Here is a 22,770-nt window from a genome sequence, read left to right as displayed (position 1 = left end):
ATCTAAAAAGTGCATGATTAGAGTGTTAACACGGATATTAAATAAAAGCCCCTGAAAACCGGGGCTCATGTTAAAGTTTTTTCGAGACATTTTCATTTATGCTTGACAGGAGTGTTCTGCGATGAATAAAAAGGTACTAATCATTTCCTCAAGTCCCCGTAAGGGCGGCAACTCCGAAACGCTGGCAGCAGCATTTGCCAAGGGCGCACGGGAGGCAGGTAACCAGGTAGAAACTGTGTATCTACGGGAAAAGCAGGTTGGCTTCTGCAAGGGATGCCTCGCCTGCCTGAAGTTGGGGCACTGCGTCATCCAAGACGATGCCGTGGAAATTGCCGCCAAAATGCACGATGCAAATGTGCTGGTGTTCGCAACGCCTGTCTACTATTACTGCGTCAGCGGTCAGCTCAAGACTATGCTGGACCGTGCCAACCCGCTGTTTGATACGGACTACGTCTTTACGAAAGCCTATCTGCTTGCAACGGCGGCAGAGGACGCACCGGAAACCTTTGCGGGTACAGAGAAAGCCGTGCAGGGCTGGGTGGACTGTTTCCCCCGCTGTGCGTTGGCGGGCACAGTGTTTGCGGGCGGCGTAAATAGCGCGGGAGAGATCGCAGGTCATGCCGCACTGGAGCAAGCTTATCAGATGGGCAGGGAGGTGTGAGCCATGGCAGTTAAACAAACGGCAGGCAGAGATGCTTTGGGGGAATTTGCTCCCAAATTTGCGGAATTGAATGATGATGTGCTGTTCGGGCAGGTGTGGAGCCGGGAAGACAAGCTTTCCCTGCGAGACCGCAGCATTGTAACAGTGGTGGCGCTGATGGCGCAAGGGCTGACGGATTCGTCTTTTCAGTACCATCTGACAACTGCAAAGAACAACGGCGTGACGAAAACGGAAATTGCGGAGATCCTGACCCATGCGGCATTTTATGCAGGCTGGCCCAAGGCATGGGCGGCCTTCCGTATGGCAAAGGAGGTATGGGCGGAGGACGATGCTGCCGACGCAAAAGCCAAGCATCAGAATGAAATGGTCTTTCCCATCGGCGCACCCAATGACGCCTTTGCGAAATATTTTATCGGGCAAAGCTATCTCGCACCGCTTTCTACGCAGCAGGTTGGCATTTACAATGTGACCTTTGAACCGGGCTGCCGCAACAACTGGCACATTCATCACGCCAAAAACGGCGGCGGACAGATCCTCGTTTGTGTGGCCGGTCGAGGTTACTATCAGGAATGGGGCAAACCGGCACAGGAGCTGCGCCCCGGCGACGTGGTAAACATTCCGACCGGGGTCAAGCACTGGCACGGTGCTGCGCCGGACAGCTGGTTCTCTCATCTGGCGGTAGAGGTTACGGGGGACGAAACATCCAATGAATGGTTGGAAGCCGTGGACAACACAGTATATTTTAAGGCAACAGGCAAGGAGGTCTGAATATGGAGAAACTGAATTTAACACAGGAATGGGATAAGGTGTTCCCGAAAAGTGACAAGGTGGATCACAAGAAAGTAACCTTTCATAACCGCTATGGCATCACACTGGCGGCGGATATGTATACGCCAAAGAGTGTGGTGGACAAGCTGCCCGCTATTGCCGTCAGCGGTCCGTTCGGCGCGGTAAAGGAGCAGTCCTCCGGTCTGTATGCGCAGAAAATGGCAGAGCTTGGCTTCTTGACGATTGCCTTCGATCCGTCCTACACCGGCGAGAGCAGCGGTACACCCCGCTATGTCGCTTCGCCGGACATCAACACCGAGGATTTCTGCGCAGCGGTAGACTTCCTTTCCGTGCAGGAGAATGTTGACCCGGAGCGCATCGGTATCATCGGTATCTGCGGCTGGGGCGGCATGGCGCTCAATGCCGCAGCCATTGACACCCGCATCAAAGCTACTGCGGCTATGACCATGTACGACATGACCCGTGTAACGGCCAACGGATATTTTGATGCTGAGGATTCTGAGCAGGCACGCTTTGAGAAGAAAAAAGCCATGAATGCACAGCGCACCGAGGACTATAAAAACGGCAGCTATGCGCTGGCGGGTGGCGTGGTTGATCCGCTGCCGGAGGACGCACCGCAGTTTGTAAAGGACTATTATGCCTATTACAAAACGCCACGTGGCTATCACTCCCGCAGCCTGAACTCCAACGGCGGTTGGAATGTGACCTCCTCGCTGTCGTTCCTGAATATGCCGATCTTACAATACAGCAACGAAATCCGCTCTGCCGTGCTGCTGGTACACGGGGAAAAGGCGCACTCCCGCTATTTCAGCGAAACAGCGTACAGCAAGCTGACCGGCGATAATAAGGAATTGCTCATTATCCCCGGTGCAAACCACACCGACCTTTACGATCAGATGGATATCATTCCGTTTGAAAAGCTCAACGCATTCTTTACAGAGTATTTGAGATGCAGCGGCATATTATGTGTTTTTGCGTAAGCATCTGGAGGAAGGCGTATATCAAGTTTCTGCTGTTCTGCATCGGATGTACTGAAACGAAATATTTAAGCCATTGAAGAATCGGAATTTGTCTACGATACGTGTAGATTTGTCAATGATGTGTTACCCATAAAGAAAAGCATTTAGGAAGTAGTCCGGAGATTTCCGGTTAAGTGGCCATGACTTTTTGCTGTACTGAGATTCATTGACATTTGTGCACACCCATGCTATGATTTTGAGTATTCACTCGGAGGGTGAGTCGTTCGTGGAAACAACAGCCGGATAAGGCGCAGATTGAGATGTCTGTCCCTTGTTCGGCTTTTTTTGTGTTCAGAGGCGGATTTTAATGGATTTTCTTCGTGAAAATATCAAGCAGATTTATTTCGGATATCTTGCTGCGGCCTTTGGCAGTACACGGATCTCATCTGTTTACTCGATTGTAGATATGGCGATGATGGGGCAGTATCCGGGACCGGATGGTACAGCTGCTCTTACTGTGGCCGCGCTTTGGGGTAAAAAGCAGGAAGTTGTGGGGGAATATGGTTGTGTCAAAAGATGAGTATTTGATTACCGATACGCCGCTGAAAGCGCTGACGGTTTTTGTAATGCCGATGATTCTCGGCAGCTTTTTTCAGCAGGTATACAATATGGCTGATTCCATTATCGTCGGTCAGTTTGTTGGCTCCTCCGCACTGGCGGCGGTTGGTGCCTGTGCAGCCCTGACGAATGTTTTCATTTGTGTGGCACTGGGGGCCGGTGTTGGTGCAGGTGTGCTTGTGAGCCGCTATTTCGGTGCCAAAGAATATGGCAAAATGAAAACCATTGTTTCTACATCATTGATCAGCTTTTTGCTTCTGAGCATCATCCTTGGTGTCTTTGGATTTTGCTTTTCTCATGCGATGATGAGCGGATTACAGACCCCTTCCGATATTCTGAAGGAAGCGGTACTATATTTACGGGTCTATTTTGTGGGTTTCCCGTTTTTGTTCATGTACAATATTCTTTCTACCATGTTCACATCCATCGGTGAATCAAAAATTCCGCTGGGGCTGCTGATCTTTTCATCGATCCTGAATATTGTGATGGATCTTTGGATGGTAGCCGGTCTGGGGCTTGGCGTGTTCGGCGCGGCACTGGCAACCCTGATTGCCCAAGGAATTTCCGCTGTGTTCTCACTATTGATCTTCCTATATCGGATGCGGCGGTATAAGAGCGCCTTTGTCTGGTTTGACAGGTGGGAGCTGCGCTCGATGCTTCGAATTGCCGTGCCGTCAGTTCTCCAGCAGTCTACCGTGTCTATCGGTATGATGATCGTACAGGCAGTGGTCAATCCCTTCGGCACACAGGCGCTGGCAGGATATGCGGCAACGATGCGGGTGGAGAATGTCTTTTCTCTGATTTTTGTGTCCATCGGCAATGCGGTTTCTCCATATGTTTCCCAGAACCTTGGCGCAAACAAAACGCAGCGTATCAAAAAAGGCTACCACGCAGCATTGGTGCTGGATGTGTGCTTTGCAGCCATTGCCTTCCTTGTCATTGAAACGCTGCACACGCAGATTTCCTCGCTGTTCCTTGGAAAAGACGGAACAGCTCTGGCTTATCAGGTGTCTGGGGATTATATGAGGTGGATCGGTTACTTCTTTATCTTTATGGGAATTAAAATGGCGACCGATGGAGTTCTTCGCGGACTTGGAATCATGCGCCCATTCCTTATTGCCAACATGGTAAACCTTGCGATCCGCCTGTCCGTGGCTTTGATCTGTGCGCCGCGTTTTGGCATTGACTTTGTTTGGCTTGCTGTGCCTGCAGGCTGGCTTGCCAACTTTTTGGTTTCCTATGCGGCACTCAGAAAATGCTGGCCAATGGATAAAGCGGCGAGCGCTCTCTAATACCCGGTGTATAATAAGATTACAAGAAAATAAAAATTTCGCGATTTCGTGGGTTTACCTATGGGCTTACTGAGAGAGAAAAACCGCATGAATACTGGACTTTTTGGATCAAGGTCAGGTGAGTACGGCTTAAAAGAGATCATCCAACAGACTCCCCGTGGAATCTGTTGCAAAGGGCTCCTTGCTGTTGTAGCGGGGAGTCTTTTTGATTACCGCAGCTGCGCTGCGGCCTGGTCGTCACTGCGGACTCGTTTTTTTTGGTCCGGATATGATAGCTGGAAGCTCGGGAGGTTTTGGTTGGAACAGAAATTAGATTTTGGAACAGAAAGAATGCTGCCTTTGATTGTAAAGATGTCCCTTCCTGCCATTGCGGCACAGTTTGTGAATCTGCTGTATGGAATCGTGGACCGTATCTTTATCGGACACATCCCCTCGGAGGGCACGCAGGCACTGGCCGGGGTCGGTGTCTGTAATTCAATTATCCTTATTGTGGCTGCATTTGCACAGTTCACAGGGAGCGGGGCATCGCCGCTGGCGGCAATTGAGCTTGGTAAGGGAAATCAGAAGAAGGCAGAGCAGTTTCTGGGCAACGGGATTACACTTCTGCTTGTTTTCGGTATTGTACTTATGTTGGCAGTATACAGCTTTATGGATCCGATTTTGCGGCTGGTAGGCGCGTCGGAGGCTACACTGCCGTATGCACACAGTTATCTTGCGTGGTATATGAGCGGAACGCTGTTTGTCATGATCACGATAGGTCTGAATCCGTTTCTTACTACAGAGGGGCATCCGAAAGCGGCGATGTTTTCCGTACTGATCGGGGCCGGCATCAATATCTTTCTGGATCCTGTTTTTATCTTCACACTCGGTATGGGGGTGAGGGGCGCCGCGATGGCAACAGCCATCTCGCAGGGTGTGAGTTCCGTATGGATTCTGCACACGCTTCTCAAAGAGGATGCCTTGCTCAAAGTGACCCGTAAGACATTGCGGCCGGATATGGCAGTCATGCACAACATACTGGCATTGGGAGTTTCACCGTTTGTAATGGCATCGACAGAAAGCCTGATCGGGTTTGTGATGAATGCAGGGCTGGCAAAATATGGGGATATTTACGTCAGTACGCTTACCATTTTACAGAGTTGTATGATGATGATATCCACGCCGCTGCAGGGCTTCACTGCCGGCGTAAGTCCGGTGATTTCCTATAATTATGGGCAGGGCAATACTGACCGGATTCAAGAGGGAAAGAGGATTATTTTTTGTGTGATGACCGGTTTTAATTTTATAATTACGCTGCTGATTATTATGCTTCCGTCAGTCTTTGGAGGTGTTTTTACAAGTGATCCGAAGCTGATTGCAGAAGTACAGATTTATGCGGGTGTATTTTTGGGCGGCTTTCTGATTTTCGGGCTGCAAAGATCCTGTCAGTGCATGTTTCTGTCGATGAATCAGCCCAAAATTTCTCTGTTTATTGCGCTGCTTCGTAAGGTATTCCTTCTGGTGCCACTGGCGCTGATTCTTCCGAACTTTTTCGGAGTGAAAGGAATCTACCTGGCTGAATCTGTGGCGGACGCAGTCGCTGCGGCATGCTGCAGCCTGATCTTTTGGAAGCGCTATCCGAAAATCCTGAAATATATCCAAAAAAAATCCTGAAGTTCTTGTGGGGATTGCGATAAAAGAATAAAATATATACAGAGGGTAAACTAACACGAAACAAATATGCAATACATGATAGTATAACTTGTTTATGACGCGGCTGGCTCCGTGCCGGGCACTCCCCGAAGGGAAGGAGGAAATGCGCGGTGACAAAATCTTCTCTGAAAAAGCTTCGCGTTTTTCTGTATGTGCTTCTTTCCGTCCTGGCGGCGATGGCGCTGCGGCAGGGTGCTTACCGAACCGATGGCGTATTGGACCGGATCAGCGACATACTTCGTCCGGGCATTTATCTGGTTTTGTTTCTCGTTTGGGGGATTTCGATCCACAGACGGATCATTCAGATTCAGGTGCGCCGTCATCTCATCGTTATTTCTGCTCTCATCATATTCTGGATTGCCGTCAGAACCATCCGGTATTCGCTGGAGAAAGGTGTATGGCTGATCCGGTTCCTGTGGCACCTGTACTATGTTCCCCTGCTGATGATTCCGCTGCTGGCAGTGTTTATCGCGCTGTCGCTGGGAAAAGGAGAAAATTTCCGACTGCCGAAGTGGACAGCATTGTTTTATATACCAACGGTGCTGCTCCTGATGCTGGTTCTGACCAACGATTTGCATCAGATCGTATTCGTTTTTCCTGCCGACGCTGTGGAGTGGATGGATGATTATAATTATGGCATTGGTTACTTTCTGGTTGTCGTCTGGATGATGTTATGCAGTGTAACTGCTCTTGTGATCATGCTGATTAAATGCCGGATTCCGCACAGCCGCAAAGTCCTGATATTGCCCTTTCTTCCAGTCATCCTTGCAATGATCTACGGCACGCTGTGGATTTTAGATTCGTTCGGTATTGTTCAGCTGTTATGGCTGAGGATGCTTGCCGGTGATATTACCATTGTATATTGCCTGCTGTTCTCGGCAACGCTTGAAAGCTGTATCCAATGTGGCCTGATCCAGAGCAATACCGGTTACGACGAACTGTTTCCGGTCAGCAGGCTCGGAGCGCAGATAACGGATGCTGAGAATAACGTCTGTCTTGCAAGCCTCAACGCAGTCACGCTGACGGAGGAACAGAGGAGAAAGTCAGGGGACGAGGCCATCCTGGCAGATAAAAATACGCTTGTCAGGAGTCAGCCGATCGGATTTGGTCATGTTCTCTGGCAGGAGGATGTTTCTGAACTGACCGAAGCCATCGATCAGATTGAGGATAACTGCTCGGAGCTTGCGGAACGTAACCGTATCCGACGGAAGAATCTGGAAATGAAGAAAAGGATTCTTGCCCTTCAGGAGAAAAACAGGGTAAATGATCTGCTCCAGAGCGAAACAGAGCGGCAAATGGATCTGATCGAACGGATTCTGGAAAATTACGAGACAGAAACGGATGGCAGCAAATGCGGCCGGCTTCTGGCGGGCGCGGCGGTAATCGGCGCCTATATCAAACGATACGGCAATCTGCTTCTTATCCGCGAGCGCAGTTCATCCGCGGATATCCGGGACCTGTCCAGGTGCTTTGAGGAATCCTTTATGAATCTGGAGCTTCTCGGTGTAAACTGTCTCTATACACTGCCAACGGGGGTTCCGCTTGCAACCTCGGATATGCTTCGGGTGTATCGGAGCTTCGAGACGATGACGGAGGCCTGTTTGTATGACCTCTCCAACGTCTGGATTCATCTGCGGAACGATGCGGGCGGTTATCTGCTGCATATGGAATTTGTCTGCGAGACGGATCTGACGCAGTTTGCGCAGATCGCTGATTTTTTTTCGGCCGAAGACAAGGGAACGTATCGCTTTTCGTTCCGAATGCGGAAAGGCGGGGTGTGATCATGTGGATTGGAGAAGCGGCAGAACGGATCCGGCATCAATATGCACTGCGTACTGCAGTAAAAGAAGCACTCGACACACTTCCGGCAGCAGTTTGCTATTTTAACTCCTCCGGATCAGTGAAATTGTGCAATCCAGTCATGTACAGGCTGTTTCGAAAAATGGCACAGAGTGATCTTCAAAGCTACCAGGAGCTGAAAAGTGCACTGGACGGGTGCGATTCATCGACCGGTATTGTACGGGACGGAAATGTCTTTCTCTTCCCCGATGGAAGCGTATGGAAGTATTCGGAAGCTCCGGTCAAAACGGAATATGGAAAGATCTATATAGAGACGGTGTTCATCGATGTGACCGAATTGTATGAAAGGCGGCAGGAATTAAAACGTCAGTCAAAAGAGCTGAAAAAGATGTATGAGGAATTGAAAAATCTGTCGGATCATATGAAGGAAGCAGCCAGGGAACAGGAAATTTTGAACATGAAATCACGGCTGCATGACCAGATGAACCTCGGGGTCACCGCGATACGGCAGATGTTGCGCAGCGGTACTGCTTCTTCGGAAAATTCTGCAGCAGTCGTGCAGTTTCGCCGCGCAATTCAGGTGCTGCAGGAGGAAAACAGCTGCCCGCAGGACGGCCTGACGGAGTTTATCCATGATGCAGCGGTATCCGGTATTCATGTAAAAATAACAGGGCAAATGCCGAAAGAAAGGGAGACGCTGGAGCTGTTTTTGAAGATTATGCGGGAAGCATGTGTCAATGCAGCTCGCCATGCGGATGCCACTAAACTTTTTGTGGAAGTAGAGCACGGGCAGGGTTGGCACATGTTTCGCGTGACCAATGACGGAAAGCCGCCGGAAGAGGCGGCTGCGCCGCGGGGCGGTCTGGCGGATCTGGAGAGACTGGTTGTGAAAGAGGACGGAAGGATGGAAATCTGTTGGCATCCGTCGTTTGTTCTGACCGTGAGGTTGCCGGATAGTGACGCTGTCGGGTCGTGACGGGGCTGGATCGTGAGGTTGCCGGACTGTGATGGCGTCAGATTGTGAGATCGGGAGAGAACAGGAGAGAACAGGAGGGGGCAGTATGACGAAGGTTTTGGTCATTGATGACCAGCGGATTGCCAGGGAATATATGGAGAATATCGTGAAAAATGGCGGAGACTACGAACTGGTGGGCAGTCTGTCGAAAGCGGACCTTGCAGAAACCGTCTGCCGCAGGAGCAGGGTCGATCTGGTGCTCATGGATGTCTGTACCCATAGTACGAAAGACGGTATCGACACAGCTTCCGAGCTGCGCAGACAGTTTCCGGAATTGAAAATCATTGTTGTCACCTCGATGGTTGAGGAGAGCTTTATCAAGCGTGCGCGAGAAGCAGGGGCGGATAGCTTCTGGTATAAAGACGTCAGTCCGGAGGACCTGCTGACCGTCATGGATGCGACTATGCAGGGCAGACAGATCTGGCCTGCGGAGACACCGGCGGTAAAGATCGGCATTACGACCAGCAATGATTTGACGGAGACTGAAATCAAGGTGCTGCGCCTGGTCTGTGAAGGGCTGGAGTACAGCGAAATCGCAGAACGGCTGCATTACACGAAAGACAATGTAAAGTATCATATTCGAAACATTCTGCAGAAAACAGGCTATGCAAACAAGACACAGCTCGCCATCGCCGTTACAGGAAAACAATATATTATACCGAAGCTGTTTGATTGAAAGTATGTCTGATTTATTAAGTCCCCGGTTTATTTTGATGTGTACCCGGAATTCCGGATACATATCAAAGTAAGCCGGGGATTTTTGTATGTAACTTCAGGTGGTTTTGCTTTTGTAAAAGGTACCGATTCGATAACTTTACCCTTATGGGTAGGGAAGGAAGAATTCGCTGCTCTTATAATGAGAGTGTACAGAAAGAAACGCATTGTCTCATGTCTGGGGTCGGATATGAATCAGAACATTTGGAGGTAAGGATATTGCGTCGGGTCGTGATTGATATGCAGAATATGCTGTTTGCGGATGCGATAGCGGAAGCATTGCGTAAATTTGATTCTGATTTTGATCCGGTCATGAGTGAAAGTCCGGACAAGACTCTGGAATTATGCAATGCCATACTGGCGAACATTCTGGTTATGGAGGTTACCGCTTATGCGCCATGGATGCTGGAGGGAAGAATGCGAATTCGTGATGCACTGAAGAACAGCAATCCGGATTGCAAGGTGGTGCTGGTAGTTGATGAGAACACGGAGAAAAAACTGGCGGACCGGGTCAGACAGGCCAAAAAAGATGGTCTGATTGACAACTTTATCTATGGATCGGTTTCTTCCAGTTATCTGTCGGCAGTCATTGACGCACTGTGACAGAACAAAAATCGAGACGGGAGGTAATGGTATGGGACTTATCAAAGCAGGAATCGGGGCGCTTGGATCTACATTAGCAGACCAGTGGAAGGAATTTTTCTATTGTGATGCGCTTCCCAATGACGTTCTAATGAGACGCGGGCAGAAACGGATCACCGGGCGTTCTTCCAATACCAGGGGAAATGACAATGTGATCTCAAGCGGCTCCGGCATCGCCGTGGCGGATGGTCAGTGCATGATCATTGTGGATCAGGGTGAAATTGTCGAGGTCTGTGCCGAGCCGGGAGAGTTTACCTATGATACATCCTCGGAGCCCAGTATCTTCAGCGGGAGGTTCGGGGAGAGCCTGAAGGAAAGCTTCCGCACGCTTGGGAGGCGTTTCACCTATGGCGGCGACACGGGCAGGGATCAGCGTGTCTACTATTTTAATACAAAGGAAATCCTGGACAATAAGTTCGGAACGGCAAATCCGATCATTTTTGAAGTCGTGAATAAGCGGATCGGCATGAGCCGAACGGTTCAGCTGCGGTGCAACGGAGTATATACCTATGTGATCTCTGATCCGCTGGTTTTTTATAAGCGGCTCTGCGGGAATGTCGCGGACGAATATACCCGTGACCAGATTGACGCGCAGCTCAAGACGGAATTCATTGACGCGCTTCAGCCGGCCTTCGGAGCGCTCGCCGAGCAGGAGCTCAGGCCTGCACAGATTCCGGCCAAATCCGGAGAATTGAAAGCCGCGATGAACGAGGCATTGCGGCAGGAATGGATCGACAACCGCGGCATTTCCGTCGGGAAGATTGCACTGAATCCGATTACGCTGACCGAAGCCGATATGAAGAAGATCAACGAGATGGAGGATGCGGCTACGGTGGGAACCAATCCGTTTATGATGGCAGGCCGGGTGACAAATGCGACAGCGGATGCCATGGAGACTGCCGCCGGAAATTCTGCCGGGGCCATGACCGGTTTCCTTGGTATGGGAATGGCCGGCATCGGAAGTCAGGGCGGATTCGGCGCGGCGCAGAACCTGTACAGCATGGGACAGCAGATGCAGGCACAACAGGCGCAGTCTCAGCAGATGCAGTCCGGGCAATCCCGGCAGCCGCAGACCGCAGCGCCTGAACAGAACAGCTGGAAATGCAGCTGCGGAGCAGTGGCGACCGGGAAGTTCTGTCCGGAGTGCGGCGCGAAGAGACCGGAGCCGGTACCGGCAGGGGCATGGAAGTGCAAATGCGGGGCCACGGCGACCGGAAAGTTCTGCCCGGAATGCGGCTCACCGAGGCCGTCGGAGGAGGTTGGCTGGACCTGTTCCTGCGGAACGGTAAATAAAGGCAGGTTCTGCTCAAATTGTGGCGCCCCAAAACCTGCAGGCGCACCGGTGTACCGGTGTGACAAATGCGGATGGGAGCCGGAGGATCCGGCGCACCCACCGAAGTTTTGCCCGGAATGCGGGGATCCTTTTGACGACAGCGACCGGAAGTAAATCTTGATGAGGGGAAGGAAAGCTATGACGAATCAGGGACAGACATTTTTGAAGGTCACATCGATTTTAATGGTCATCGGTGGAATTATCGCCTTGTTCGCAGGAGTATTTGCAATTCTGGGAGTCAACGCACTGGCGGCACTGATGGGGAGTGCGGAAGGAACCGGACTTCTCTATGCCGGCTCCGTTCTTGCAGTGGTCACCTCGGCAGTTGAGATTCTTGCAGGCGCAAAGGGCCTCAAAGCGTGCAGGCTGCCGGAAAAAGCCGGCGGGTGCGTGATCCTTGGTATTGCGATAGTGGCTCTCAGCATGATTTCTATGGCGGTCAGTGTGAAAGGCGGAGGGGAGTTTAAAATCATTAACCTTGTGGTCAATCTTCTGGTACCCGTCCTATATATCCTTGGAGCGGTAAAAACAAAACCGGCTGCAAGGGCGTGACAGGGAGCATAAAAGGACGTTTATGAACAAGAGGACTGCTGTTTCGCGGAAGCCCTCTTGCATGGGCGGCAGATATAGAAAGCATGCAGGGAGGAAGCGCATATGAGTGCTTTACAGGAATATAAATGTCCGTGCTGCGGAGGCGCAATTGCCTTTGACAGCGGGACGCAGAAAATGAAATGTCCGTTTTGCGATACGGAATTTGAAGTAGAAACCCTAGAAGCCTATGCCGGGGAACAGGCCTCCGGCCGGGAGGATGAGATGAACTGGGAAACAGCCGCGGGAGGAGCGTGGCAGGAAGGAGAAGTGGAGGGACTTCGCACTTATGTGTGCCAGTCGTGCGGCGGTGAGATCGTAGGCGATGAGAATACCGCGGCGGCATCCTGTCCGTTCTGCGGGAATCCGGTGGTTATGACGGGGCAGTTTTCCGGCGCGCTGAAGCCGGATTATATCATTCCGTTCAAGATGGACAAGAAGGCTGCGAAGGAAGCGCTTCAAAAGCATTACGGTGGAAAGCGGCTTCTTCCCAAGGTGTTCAAGGATCAGAATCACATTGATGAGATCAAGGGCATATACGTGCCGTTCTGGCTTTTTGACGCGGAGGCGGAGGCGAACATGCGATATAAGGCGACCAGCGTCCGGACCTGGAGCGACAGCAGCTATCAATACAAGGAGACCAGCTACTATTTGGTCACCCGGGGCGGGGAGATTGGCTTTGAGAGGGTTCCTGTGGACGGCTCTTCCAAAATGCCGGACGATCTGATGGAGTCGATTGAGCCGTTCCTGTTTTCCGATGCGGTAGATTTCAAAACAGCTTATCTGGCGGGATATCTGGCAGATAAATATGATGTAGATGAAGAACAGAGCATAGAACGGGCCAACGCCAGGATCAAACAGAGCACGGAGAAAGCCTTTGCGGATACGGTCAGGAACTATACGAGTGTGGTTCCGGAAGCAGGCAGCGTAAAGCTTCGGGGCGGAAAGGCAGCCTATGCGCTCTATCCGGTGTGGATGCTCAACACCACCTGGAATGGAAAAAACTACACCTTCGCGATGAACGGTCAGACCGGAAAACTGGTGGGTGATCTTCCGGTAGATAAAGGCGCAGCCCGTAAATGGACATTAGGGCTGACAGCCCTGTGCAGTACCGCGGCCTACGGGATTATCTGGCTTCTGCATCTGGCGAGAATCTTATAGGGAGGGCAGACCGATGAAAAAACGTATTTTTTCGATTTTTCTTCTGCTCGCACTTTGTCTTGGCATGGCAGTGCCGGCTTTTGCAGCGGACAGTGGAGAAGAAACAGGCGGATTCGCAGACGCATATCACCGTCTGCAGGATCAGGCCGCTGTTATAACAGAAGAAGAGGACAGCGAGATTCAGCAGCTTCTTGATCAAGACAGCACAGAGCTGAAATTTGATCTGTGCATTGTGATTGTAGAGAGTCTGGAGGGCCGGACCGCCAGAGATTATGCGGATGACTGGTATAATTCCTGCCAGTACGGCTATGGAAGCGATAAGGATGGAGCTCTGCTTCTGATCAGCACAGAGGACAGGGACTGGGCAGTTTCCACGCACGGATATGGAATTACGGCTTTTACAGACGAGGGCATTCAATATCTCGGAGAGCAGATGAAAGGAGATCTGTCTGCCGGGAACTATACGGAATCCTTTCGTACGTTTGCCCGTCTGGGCAGTTCGTATGTAACGCAGGCAAGAGAGGGCAATCCGTTCGATAAGTCTGATATTCCCCGGAAGCCGTTGTCTGCGGTCTGGTTTTTGGTCTCCGTGGCAATCGGCTTTGTGACAGCTCTGCTTATCGTAGGCTCCATGAAACAGCAGCTGAAGACGGTCCGTGCCCAGGCTGCAGCGGGCAGCTATGTGAGGGAAGGAAGTATGATCGTGACGGAAAGCAAAGATCTGTTCCTGTATCACAAGATTGAACGCACGGAAAAAGCAAAAAATAATGGTTCTGAAAGCAGCACGCACACATCGTCTTCCGGGACAATACACGGGGGAGGCGGTGGAAAATTCTAGGAGGAAACGAAAGGCAAGACGATCCTGTCGGCGTTTTTAGAAGAGCTTATACAGCACATCTTAAGAAATCTTAATGTTTTATAAAGGGCTCCTTTAGGGAACCCTTTTATTTACGCGAACAGTGAGCCGCAGCCGAATGCGAAGTATTCGTGTGCGGCGAGCGTCGCGATAGCGAGATAAAACTCGCGCAGCGTGTTTTTCTCGTTTGCAGGAGGAACTCTGTCATATATACTTCTTGTGCAATTTGTGATATGACGTTAATATTAGATCTATCAGATAAAAGTTATGACCCGTGTCGCACGGTGCGTGCTGGTGGGCTGTGACGCCGGTAACGTTGAGGGGAGGTTTGAACATGAAGGCGGAACAAAATGTGTTTCGAAATCATTGGTTATGGATTTTTGTCATTGCGGCGGCTTTTTTCTTTTTATTTCCGTCAGTTGTGCGGGCGGATTCCTATCCGGCTGTTCCGGTGGCCGGTTCTTCGAATGGCACGGAGACGCCGTTTGAGGCTCACGGAGATCTGCATGTCGGCAGGAGCGGCAGCCTTACGGCCCCGACGATTCTGGACAGCGAAGGAAAGCCTTTTCAGCTGAGAGGCGCCAGCACGCACGGTGTGCAGTGGTTCCCGGAATATATCAACGAAGATACCTTCCGTACGCTGCGGGATGACTGGGGCATCAATACGATCCGTCTTGCTCTATACCCGAGGGAGGGCGGTTATCTGCAGGGAGCAGGGAACCGGATGGATGCGAAGATCCGAGAGGGCGTAAGCGCTGCGCAGAAGCTGGGAATGTATGTAATTCTTGACTGGCATGTGCTGAATTATAATCCGAACGACGATCTTGAACAGGCAAAAGCGTTTTTCAAGACATATGCCTCGCAGTACGCGTCTGTGGGAAATGTGATTTTTGAAATTTGTAATGAGCCGGTTAATACGCCCTGGTACGACGGGTCGTCGCGTGACCTTTATACCTATGAAAAAACGATTGCCGGAGTCATTCGCGGCTGTGGCAGCAATGCTGTGATTCTCTGCGGAACAAACACCTGGTCTCAGGATATTGACGAGGTGGCACGGAAGCCGCTCTCAGCCGCAGGAGTTGAAAATGTCATGTACACCTTCCATTTCTACGCAGCTACGCATTATGACAGCTTGAAGAATAAATTGAAAACGGCGCTTCAGAGCGGGACGCCGGTGTTCGTATCCGAGTTCGGTATCTGCGATGCGTCGGGAAACGGAAACTATGATATCAATAATGCCGACAGCTGGATCAATCTGCTGAATGCCAACAACATCAGTTTCTGCTGCTGGTCTCTGTGCAACAAGGCAGAAGCGGCTTCCTATATCCGGAGTGACTGCGCGAAAACGTCCGGCTGGGCGGTTTCTGATCTGACGGTTACGGGTAAATGGTACCGGGAATTGTGCAGAAAGCAGCGGGAGAAGGAGTTTGCGTCAGAAGGGCTGTTCGCTGATGTCCTGGACAGCAGCCGGTATTATTACGATGCAGTATATGCCGCGAGCGAGGCCGGCGTGGCAAAGGGCTTATCGGCAGGTGAATTCGGTTGGAACAGGGATGTGTCCAGGGCACAGTTCATCTCTTGGCTGTGGCGCATGGACGGTGCGCCCTCTGAAGACGGCTCGCTTCCGTTTACCGATGTGCGTTCCGGTGCGTACTACCGGAATGCCGTCCTCTGGGCATGGAAGAAGGGCTTTACGTCGGGAACCTCGGCTTCGAAATTCAGCCCGGATAAGACGCTGACCAGAGGAGAGGCGGTGACCATGCTGTATCGTTTCTCAGGGGAGAAGAAGCCGGAATCAGGGAATCTCTTCTCAGACGTACATCCGCAGGACTATTATTATGATGCGGTGATATGGGCGGCAGATCGGGGCATCACGAAGGGAACGTCTTCGTCAGCTTTCAGTCCAGATCAGAAATGCGTCCGGGCGGAGGCAATCACCTTCCTTTATCGGTATGATCCGTCCTTTGGGAGGACGTGACAGGTTTTGGCGTGACGGCGGAGGTGGTGGAGATCCCGGGACACACGCCGGGAAGCATCGGTCTTCTGATCAAGGAAAAGAGACTGCTAAGAGCTTTTCAAATTCGGCACATTTGTCAGAGAGTTTGTTCCATAAGCCACAGGAAAACTTAAGAAATCTTTAGGTATTATAAAGGGCTCCTTTAGGGAGCCCTTTTATAGTGTATGCATAGATTGATACATTTCAAGAGCTTCACATGGCTGTCTGCAGGATAGGCTATGTGTGAAGAACGATGAAAAGGAAAGAAATATGCATACAATTTTGGAAAAATTTGAGGAAACCGTGAATGCGTTTCCGGATCAGATCGCGGTAGAAGATGCCGACAGGCATTACAGCTGGAAGAAGCTGCGGGATGCGGCGCAGAGGGCCGGAACAGTTCTTTCGTCAATCGGATGCCAGCGAAAACCGGTGGTCCTGATGATGGAAAAATCCTGTGAAGCGCTTGCGCTTCTGTACGGTGTGCTGTACAGCGGCGGGTTTTATGTTTTTGTAGATACGGCGCAGCCGGATGAACGGATCCGGAAGATCATAAAGAAGCTGAATGCGCGGGTTGTGGCTGCAGAAGAGGAGCAGAAGCAGCGGCTGCTTGCGATGGGCTATGACGGAGAGGTCCTGGAACCGGAAAGCATGTTCAAAGGAGAGATCAGGAGGCGGGAACTGGATAGGATTCGGGAGGAGGCGAAAGCGGAGGATACGCTTTATGCGGTCTTCACATCCGGATCGACCGGAGAACCGAAGGGAATCGCCGTGAGCCATGACGCGGTGGCAAGGTTTATCGGACATTTCACAGAGACGTTCAATATCTGCAGGGAAGACATTCTTGGAAATCAGGCGCCTTTTGACTTTGACGTTTCGGTGAAGGATATTTTTTCCTCCTGTCTGACCGGAGCCAGACTGGTTCTGGTGCCGAGAACGTATTTCGCAATGCCGCGGCAGCTCATCGATTATCTGTGTGAGAAAAGGGTGACCATATTGATCTGGGCGGTTTCGGCTCTGTGCATGATTTCTCAGTTCGGAGGCTTTGACTACCGGGTGCCGGTGAATCTCGGGAAGGTGATGTTCAGCGGCGAGGTCATGCCGATGGCGCAGCTGAGGATCTGGCAGGACGCTCTTCCGAAAACACAGTTTGTGAATCTTTACGGGCCTTCCGAAATCACCTGCAACTGTACCTACTATCCGGTCCCCAGGTATTTCTCAGGGAGTGTTCTCCCGATCGGGACAGCTTTTCCGGGGAGGAAGGTTTTTCTGACAGACAAGGATCAGGAGGAGGTTCATAGCGCAAATGTCTCCGGTGAAATCTGTGTGAGCGGAGAATCACTGGCGGACGGGTACTATCACGATCCGGAGAAGACAGAACAGACCTTCGTGGTCAGAAACGGCGAGAGAATCTACAGAACCGGTGATATCGGGTATTTTGGAAATGATGGGCTTCTGTATTTTGTGGGGCGCAAGGATTTCCAGATCAAGCATATGGGCCACCGCATCGAGCTCGGGGAAGTGGAAAATGCCATCGCGCAGATTGCAGGTGTGCAGCGCGCCTGCTGCATCTTCGACAAAAATCACAACTGCGTCTACGGGTTTTATCAGGGAGCACCTTCCGCCAGTGAGGTGAGAAAGGAACTGAAACAGAAGGTGCCTTCGTATATGGTTCCGAATAAGTGGAGGAAGGTGGAGGCCTTTGCACTCAGTGCACATGGAAAGATTGACCGCAATGCCCTGAGGCTGTCAGTCGGAATATGAGGTGAGTATATGGACAACAAGATCATCAAGATATTGAAAGATCAGGCGGCAGTCACAGACAGTCCCTTTTATCTCTTTGACCTGGACACCTTCCGCGAGAATATCAGACGGATCCGGAGAGAAACAGGAAATGCGGCGAAGCTCTGCTTTGCCATGAAATGCAATCCGTTTCTGATGCCGCTTGCGGCACTGGAGGTCGACCGGATCGAGGTGTGCTCGTATGGGGAGTACTGCATTTGCCGAAAGGATGGTATCGATCCGGGAAAGCTTCTGATTTCCGGTGTTCTGAAGAAGCCGGTGGAACTGAAACGTATTGTGGAAGAATGTGGGAGCAAGGCAGGATATACGGTGGAGTCGATGGGGCAGTTTGCGATGTTAGCCGAACTTGCCAGGAAACGCCGGGAGAAGCTCAGGGTTTATATCCGGCTTACGAGCGGCAATCAGTTCGGACTGGACAGGGAGAGCGCGAACACAGTTTTTAAGCTGGCAGGAATGACTCCATATCTGGAAATTGCAGGTATCCATTATTATTCCGGCTCGCAGAAGAGAAAGGCAGCAAAGCCGGTGAGGGAACTGGAAAAGCTGGACCGGCTGCTTCTGGAGCTGCAGGACAGATTTCACGTCACGATTCCGGAACTGGAATACGGTCCCGGGATTCCTGCCCGTTATTTTGAGGATCAGCCGGAGAAGCTGGACGAGTCGTTTTTCAAAGAAATTCGAAAAGCGATTGCGGATATGACATGGAAGGGCCGCGTGACGATGGAAATGGGACGGATCTTTGCGGCATCCTGCGGGTACTATGTGACGAGAGTCTGCGACATCAAGTACAGCGGAGAAACCGGTTATGCCATCACAGACGGTGGAATGCATCAGATGAACTACGACGGTCAGATACGTGGAATGTATCATCCATTCGTCACCGTGCTGAAAGAGAATGACAGGAGGCGGGAGAACGGCAGAGGGAGGGATGGGGAGAAGCACAATCCGTCCGCCAATGGCAACTGGACCGTCTGCGGCTGCCTGTGCACGGCAAACGATGTTCTCTGTGCAGAACAGGATCTCGGCCCGCTGAAGGTCGGCGACATACTGGCGTTTGGAAATGTGGGGGCCTATTCCATGGTCGAGGGCATGGCCCTGTTCCTCAGTCATGAGCTTCCGGCAATCTTCTCCTATTCAAAGGGTGAGGGGAGCAGATGTCTGCGGCAGCCGAGGGAGTGCTGGGAATGGAACAGCGGAAGAACAGAATAAGTGAAGAAAAGAGGAAAATATCATGAGTGAAATCGAGTCAAAAATCAATGAAATCTTAATGGAGCAGGACGACAGTATTAATTATGAGGAAGAAAAGCATCTGATCGACGACAGGATCCTGGATTCCTTTGCGATTATCTCCCTGATCTCAGATCTGGAGGAAGAATTCGATGTCCGGATCAATGCCGTAGAGATGATGCCTGAAAACTTCAATTCCATCAAGGCAATGGCGGCGATGATCCGGAGACTGCAGGGCTGACGGCATGGGATACAACACCTTACCTTATCTCGTGCTGTTTCTTCCGCTCTCCCTGATCGTGTATCAGGTGAGCGGAAGGAAATTCCGTAAATATGTGCTGCTGATTGCTTCATGGATCTACTTCTTCCTCTGCAGCAGAGAGCTGATTCTTTATCTGCTTCTGACATCTGCCGGCGTCTGGCTGGCAGGTCTGGCCATGGACCGGGCCGGGAGCCGGAAGCATCTGAAAACCTTTCTTGTTGTGGTCAGCGCAGGCGGCCTCTTCGGAATTCTCCTTTATCTCAAATACATCAACTTCTTTATCAATACCGTGAATCTAGCCATGGCCGGGAAGAGCGGCTGGACGGCGATCCCGTTCAGACATATGCTGATTCCCATCGGAATCTCGTTCTATACGCTGGAGGCGGTGGGATATTTGCTGGAGGTGTACTGGGGACGGCTTGAGGCGGACAGGAACTTTGGCAGAGTTGCACTGTTTCTGGGCTTCTTCCCGCAGACGATGGAAGGCCCCATTGCCAGGTATCAGGATACTGCGCTTCAGCTGACAGCCGGAAATCCGGTGACGGAGCAGTGGGTGTTCGACGGGGTGACCCGCATCCTCTGGGGCATGTTCAAAAAGATTGTGATCGCGGACCGGCTGTCTGTGATCGTTACCGAGCTGTACCACAATCATTTGGCTTATGACGGGGTGATGATTCCGGTGGCGGCGGTGTCTTACGCGCTGCAGCTTTATATGGAGTTTTCCGGTGTCATGGATATCGTCATCGGTTCCGCCGGTATGTTCGGCGTAAAGCTGCCCGAAAATTTCCGGCAGCCGTTTTTCTCACAGAGCGCTTCGGAGTTCTGGAGAAGATGGCATATCTCGCTTGGTATCTGGCTGAAGACCTATGTCTTTTATCCGGTGACGACCTCGGATCTCACGATGAAGTGGAACCGGTTCGCCAGAAAAAAATTCGGAAAATACATCACAAAGATCGGCACGTCCTTCCTTGCGCTCACGCCGGTATGGCTGTTTAACGGACTCTGGCACGGGGCAAGCTGGAATTACATCTTCTATGGCATCTATTATCTGGTGCTGCTGATGCTGGAAGTGATTCTGGAGCCAGCGAAGAAAGCCTTTTACAGGCACACAGGTTTTCCAAAGAACGGACGCTTCTGGACCGGTTTCCGGATCCTGCGCACCTGGCTGATCATTTTTACCGGCGAGCTGTTTTTCCGCGCGGAGGGTCTGCGGGCGGGCGTATCGATGTTCCGCAGCGGGTTCCGCAACTTTGGAATACAGCGTCTGTGGGACGGCACCCTGCTGAAGATGGGACTCGATAAGGCAGACTGGATCGTGATCCTTGCAGGGATTGCGGTTGTATTTGTGGCAGATCTGTTAAAAGAGAAGCAGATAGACGTGAAGGCGGTGCTCGCGAAGAGAAGCCTTCCGGTGCGCTGGGCTGCCTTTTATGCCCTGATTTTTGCGGTGCTGATATTTGGCGCCTACGGATCTGGGTACCGGCAGGTAGATCTGATCTATGCGGGATTCTAAGGCGGAGACAAAAAATGGACATCAAAAAAATATCAATCAAAGAAAAAGCAGGGTTTGTGATCGGACTGCTTCTGCTCCTGGCTCTTGGATCGTTTCTGCTGAATTCGTATGCCATGAACGTGCTGGGAATGAGCTCGCTCAAGCGGCATGCGGCCGTTGTCAAACTTCAGGAAGAGAAGGCTGACACAATCGATGTTCTGGTCATCGGAGACAGTGAGAGCTATACTTCGATTTCACCCCTTCAGATCTGGAGGAATACCGGTTACATGGCCTTCGTGGGTGGTCAGTCTGGTCAGACCATGAATGAGACGCTTACCATGCTGGAGACCGGATTGCATACCCAGAAGCCCAAGGTGGTGCTGATGGAGACCAATGTGCTTTTCCGGTCGGGCAAGGATCTGGATCAGCTTCAGGATCTGGTAGCGGCCAGGACGGCCTCCTTTCTTCCGATTTTTCAATATCACAATCTGTGGAAAAATGTTATCATAAAGCCGAGGATAGAGCCTGTTCACATGAACAACAAAGGGTTTGAAATCAGAACCGCGATCCGACCGTATCAGGGGACAGCTGACTACATGCAGGGGGATTCGAAGGAAACGTCCATCTCCTGGCTGAATGGGAGAGTGTTTGACAGAATCGTGGAGCTGTGCAGGGAAAATGGAATCCGTCTGGTGCTGTACAGCGCCCCGTCCCCGGTCAATTATACATTGGGAAAGCATAACCGTCTGGAGAGGCTTGCATCTGAAAAGAAGCTCCTCTATATCGATATGAATATGAAGAGTAAGGAGATCGGGATCGATTGGAGCAGAGATACTCTGGATGGAGGGGATCATCTAAACATATCCGGAGCACAGAAGACAACGGCGTATATGGAATCCATTCTAAAAGCCTTCGACCTGACAGACCACAGAATGGACGCTTCCTATCACGACTGGGAAGAACTGTCCCGGACTTATCAGGAGCAGGCTTCCAAATACACGAAACAGATCCGGGAGAAAAATACTGCCGTCGCATTGACCGCTGAGCAGAGTGTAAATCTGTAAAATGCTCACACGATACGTTGTTCCACATCCTGTATAAGCTGTGGATTGCCTTATGATAATTTTTAAAAGGGAAAGGGATTCATAGATCATGGAGGAAAAACAATATACGATATTAATTGCGGAGGATGACGCGGATATCATTGAGGTGCTGAAGCTTTATCTCGAAAACCAGGGATATCGGATTCTGTCTGCGGAGAATGGGGCGGCTGCTTTTCGCCTGATAGAAAAAGAGAAGGTCGATCTGGGAATTTTCGATATCATGATGCCGAGGATGAATGGTTTTGAGCTGATCCGGAAGGTGAGGGAAAAGTATAATCTTCCGATCATCGTGCTGTCCGCGAAGAAAGAGGACAGTGACAAGATTCTCGGACTCGATCTCGGTGCGGATGATTATCTGGTCAAGCCATTTAATCCTCTGGAGGTTGTGGCGAGGGTAAAGGCAGCCTTCCGAAGATTTTATGATCTGAACACGGGGACCGATGAAGTGAGGGATCAGGAGGCTCTCCGGTATAAGGGGCTGGAGATCAATATGCAGACGCTCCAGCTCTTTAAGGATGGAGAAGAAATCAAGGTCACACCTACAGAGATCCGGATTCTGATGCTGCTGATGAAGAATCCGGGACGGGTCTATACAAAGGTACAGATCTATGAGTACCTTCGCGGGGCATACTTTGAGAATGATGAAAATACGATCATGGTCCATATCTCAAATCTTCGGGATAAGATCGAGGAAGATCCGAAAAAACCGGAGTATCTTCTGACGGTTCGCGGACTGGGATATAAGCTGGGTGTGGCAAGACAATAGGAAA

General features: G+C 51.1%; 21 protein-coding genes. All 21 read left to right on the top strand.

Annotated elements, in window-relative coordinates:
- Window positions 1-121 precede the first annotated feature (121 nt).
- The 21 genes from ACTNDI_RS09450 to ACTNDI_RS09350 all read left to right on the top strand — a co-directional run bounded on the left by ACTNDI_RS09450 (window position 122) and on the right by ACTNDI_RS09350 (window position 22,766).
- Window positions 122-661 (top strand): flavodoxin family protein, encoded by a 540-nt coding sequence (locus ACTNDI_RS09450; RefSeq protein ID WP_441100732.1) that lies wholly within the window; start codon window positions 122-124, stop codon window positions 659-661.
- Window positions 662-664: 3 nt separating this feature from the next.
- Complete coding sequence (locus ACTNDI_RS09445; protein WP_441100731.1) at window positions 665-1,429, top strand: carboxymuconolactone decarboxylase family protein; 765 nt, start codon at window positions 665-667, stop codon at window positions 1,427-1,429.
- A 2-nt stretch (window positions 1,430-1,431) separates the two neighbouring features.
- The gene (locus ACTNDI_RS09440) at window positions 1,432-2,430 is read left to right on the top strand and encodes an alpha/beta hydrolase (protein ID WP_441100730.1); all 999 of its coding nucleotides are present in this window, start codon (window positions 1,432-1,434) and stop codon (window positions 2,428-2,430) included.
- 346 nt (window positions 2,431-2,776) lie between these two features.
- Entirely contained in the window at window positions 2,777-2,989 is a 213-nt protein-coding gene (locus ACTNDI_RS09435) for a hypothetical protein (protein WP_441100729.1), read from the top strand.
- A complete protein-coding gene (locus ACTNDI_RS09430; protein ID WP_441100728.1) occupies window positions 2,976-4,319 on the top strand; it encodes an MATE family efflux transporter in 1,344 nt (447 codons plus the stop codon). The genes ACTNDI_RS09435 and ACTNDI_RS09430 overlap by 14 nt, the downstream gene beginning before the upstream one ends.
- A gap of 297 nt (window positions 4,320-4,616) precedes the next feature.
- Window positions 4,617-5,972, top strand: a complete 1,356-nt coding sequence (locus tag ACTNDI_RS09425) for an MATE family efflux transporter (protein WP_441100727.1) — start codon at window positions 4,617-4,619, stop codon at window positions 5,970-5,972.
- 149 nt (window positions 5,973-6,121) lie between these two features.
- Window positions 6,122-7,792 carry a histidine kinase N-terminal 7TM domain-containing protein gene (locus ACTNDI_RS09420; protein WP_441100726.1) on the top strand — a complete coding sequence of 557 codons (1,671 nt, stop codon included), beginning with the start codon at window positions 6,122-6,124 and terminating at the stop codon, window positions 7,790-7,792.
- 2 nt (window positions 7,793-7,794) lie between these two features.
- A complete protein-coding gene (locus ACTNDI_RS09415; protein ID WP_441100725.1) occupies window positions 7,795-8,787 on the top strand; it encodes a hypothetical protein in 993 nt (330 codons plus the stop codon).
- Window positions 8,788-8,872: 85 nt separating this feature from the next.
- A complete protein-coding gene (locus ACTNDI_RS09410) occupies window positions 8,873-9,502 on the top strand; it encodes a response regulator transcription factor (RefSeq protein ID WP_441100724.1) in 630 nt (209 codons plus the stop codon).
- A gap of 278 nt (window positions 9,503-9,780) precedes the next feature.
- A complete protein-coding gene (locus tag ACTNDI_RS09405) occupies window positions 9,781-10,143 on the top strand; it encodes a hypothetical protein (protein ID WP_441100737.1) in 363 nt (120 codons plus the stop codon).
- A gap of 31 nt (window positions 10,144-10,174) precedes the next feature.
- On the top strand, window positions 10,175-11,629 hold the full coding sequence (locus tag ACTNDI_RS09400) for an SPFH domain-containing protein (RefSeq protein WP_441100723.1): 1,455 nt from the start codon (window positions 10,175-10,177) through the stop codon (window positions 11,627-11,629).
- A gap of 24 nt (window positions 11,630-11,653) precedes the next feature.
- Window positions 11,654-12,067 (top strand): hypothetical protein, encoded by a 414-nt coding sequence (locus tag ACTNDI_RS09395; RefSeq protein ID WP_441100722.1) that lies wholly within the window; start codon window positions 11,654-11,656, stop codon window positions 12,065-12,067.
- 102 nt (window positions 12,068-12,169) lie between these two features.
- Window positions 12,170-13,264, top strand: a complete 1,095-nt coding sequence (locus ACTNDI_RS09390) for a hypothetical protein (protein WP_441100721.1) — start codon at window positions 12,170-12,172, stop codon at window positions 13,262-13,264.
- Window positions 13,265-13,277: 13 nt separating this feature from the next.
- On the top strand, window positions 13,278-14,102 hold the full coding sequence (locus ACTNDI_RS09385; RefSeq protein WP_441100720.1) for a TPM domain-containing protein: 825 nt from the start codon (window positions 13,278-13,280) through the stop codon (window positions 14,100-14,102).
- A 352-nt stretch (window positions 14,103-14,454) separates the two neighbouring features.
- Complete coding sequence (locus ACTNDI_RS09380; protein WP_441100719.1) at window positions 14,455-16,098, top strand: cellulase family glycosylhydrolase; 1,644 nt, start codon at window positions 14,455-14,457, stop codon at window positions 16,096-16,098.
- Between the two features lie 288 nt (window positions 16,099-16,386).
- Window positions 16,387-17,877: an amino acid adenylation domain-containing protein gene (locus ACTNDI_RS09375; protein ID WP_441100718.1), complete on the top strand. Its 1,491-nt coding sequence runs from the start codon at window positions 16,387-16,389 to the stop codon at window positions 17,875-17,877.
- Window positions 17,878-17,886: 9 nt separating this feature from the next.
- Window positions 17,887-19,125: a diaminopimelate decarboxylase family protein gene (locus ACTNDI_RS09370; RefSeq protein ID WP_441100717.1), complete on the top strand. Its 1,239-nt coding sequence runs from the start codon at window positions 17,887-17,889 to the stop codon at window positions 19,123-19,125.
- Between the two features lie 22 nt (window positions 19,126-19,147).
- Window positions 19,148-19,384: an acyl carrier protein gene (locus tag ACTNDI_RS09365; protein ID WP_441100716.1), complete on the top strand. Its 237-nt coding sequence runs from the start codon at window positions 19,148-19,150 to the stop codon at window positions 19,382-19,384.
- A gap of 4 nt (window positions 19,385-19,388) precedes the next feature.
- Complete coding sequence (locus ACTNDI_RS09360; protein WP_441100715.1) at window positions 19,389-20,918, top strand: MBOAT family O-acyltransferase; 1,530 nt, start codon at window positions 19,389-19,391, stop codon at window positions 20,916-20,918.
- 14 nt (window positions 20,919-20,932) lie between these two features.
- Window positions 20,933-21,961: an SGNH/GDSL hydrolase family protein gene (locus tag ACTNDI_RS09355; RefSeq protein WP_441100714.1), complete on the top strand. Its 1,029-nt coding sequence runs from the start codon at window positions 20,933-20,935 to the stop codon at window positions 21,959-21,961.
- Window positions 21,962-22,049: 88 nt separating this feature from the next.
- Window positions 22,050-22,766 carry a response regulator transcription factor gene (locus tag ACTNDI_RS09350; protein WP_441100713.1) on the top strand — a complete coding sequence of 239 codons (717 nt, stop codon included), beginning with the start codon at window positions 22,050-22,052 and terminating at the stop codon, window positions 22,764-22,766.
- Window positions 22,767-22,770: the final 4 nt, after the last annotated feature.

Origin of the sequence: Bilifractor sp. HCP3S3_D3, assembly GCF_052063915.1 — a bacterium.
GTDB lineage: Bacteria > Bacillota > Clostridia > Lachnospirales > Lachnospiraceae > Bilifractor.
This window is presented reverse-complemented; position numbering and strand designations above follow the sequence as displayed.

What these genes read in the sequence shown, in the direction of transcription:
- ACTNDI_RS09450 (WP_441100732.1), top strand. Translation starts at nt 122, where the DNA reads ATGAATAAAAAGGTACTAATCATTTCCTCAAGTCCCCGTAAGGGCGGC.
- ACTNDI_RS09445 (WP_441100731.1), top strand. Translation starts at nt 665, where the DNA reads ATGGCAGTTAAACAAACGGCAGGCAGAGATGCTTTGGGGGAATTTGCT.
- ACTNDI_RS09440 (WP_441100730.1), top strand. Translation starts at nt 1,432, where the DNA reads ATGGAGAAACTGAATTTAACACAGGAATGGGATAAGGTGTTCCCGAAA.
- ACTNDI_RS09435 (WP_441100729.1), top strand. Translation starts at nt 2,777, where the DNA reads ATGGATTTTCTTCGTGAAAATATCAAGCAGATTTATTTCGGATATCTT.
- ACTNDI_RS09415 (WP_441100725.1), top strand. Translation starts at nt 7,795, where the DNA reads ATGTGGATTGGAGAAGCGGCAGAACGGATCCGGCATCAATATGCACTG.
- ACTNDI_RS09410 (WP_441100724.1), top strand. Translation starts at nt 8,873, where the DNA reads ATGACGAAGGTTTTGGTCATTGATGACCAGCGGATTGCCAGGGAATAT.
- ACTNDI_RS09405 (WP_441100737.1), top strand. Translation starts at nt 9,781, where the DNA reads ATGCAGAATATGCTGTTTGCGGATGCGATAGCGGAAGCATTGCGTAAA.
- ACTNDI_RS09400 (WP_441100723.1), top strand. Translation starts at nt 10,175, where the DNA reads ATGGGACTTATCAAAGCAGGAATCGGGGCGCTTGGATCTACATTAGCA.
- ACTNDI_RS09395 (WP_441100722.1), top strand. Translation starts at nt 11,654, where the DNA reads ATGACGAATCAGGGACAGACATTTTTGAAGGTCACATCGATTTTAATG.
- ACTNDI_RS09390 (WP_441100721.1), top strand. Translation starts at nt 12,170, where the DNA reads ATGAGTGCTTTACAGGAATATAAATGTCCGTGCTGCGGAGGCGCAATT.
- ACTNDI_RS09385 (WP_441100720.1), top strand. Translation starts at nt 13,278, where the DNA reads ATGAAAAAACGTATTTTTTCGATTTTTCTTCTGCTCGCACTTTGTCTT.
- ACTNDI_RS09380 (WP_441100719.1), top strand. Translation starts at nt 14,455, where the DNA reads ATGAAGGCGGAACAAAATGTGTTTCGAAATCATTGGTTATGGATTTTT.
- ACTNDI_RS09375 (WP_441100718.1), top strand. Translation starts at nt 16,387, where the DNA reads ATGCATACAATTTTGGAAAAATTTGAGGAAACCGTGAATGCGTTTCCG.
- ACTNDI_RS09370 (WP_441100717.1), top strand. Translation starts at nt 17,887, where the DNA reads ATGGACAACAAGATCATCAAGATATTGAAAGATCAGGCGGCAGTCACA.
- ACTNDI_RS09365 (WP_441100716.1), top strand. Translation starts at nt 19,148, where the DNA reads ATGAGTGAAATCGAGTCAAAAATCAATGAAATCTTAATGGAGCAGGAC.
- ACTNDI_RS09360 (WP_441100715.1), top strand. Translation starts at nt 19,389, where the DNA reads ATGGGATACAACACCTTACCTTATCTCGTGCTGTTTCTTCCGCTCTCC.
- ACTNDI_RS09355 (WP_441100714.1), top strand. Translation starts at nt 20,933, where the DNA reads ATGGACATCAAAAAAATATCAATCAAAGAAAAAGCAGGGTTTGTGATC.
- ACTNDI_RS09350 (WP_441100713.1), top strand. Translation starts at nt 22,050, where the DNA reads ATGGAGGAAAAACAATATACGATATTAATTGCGGAGGATGACGCGGAT.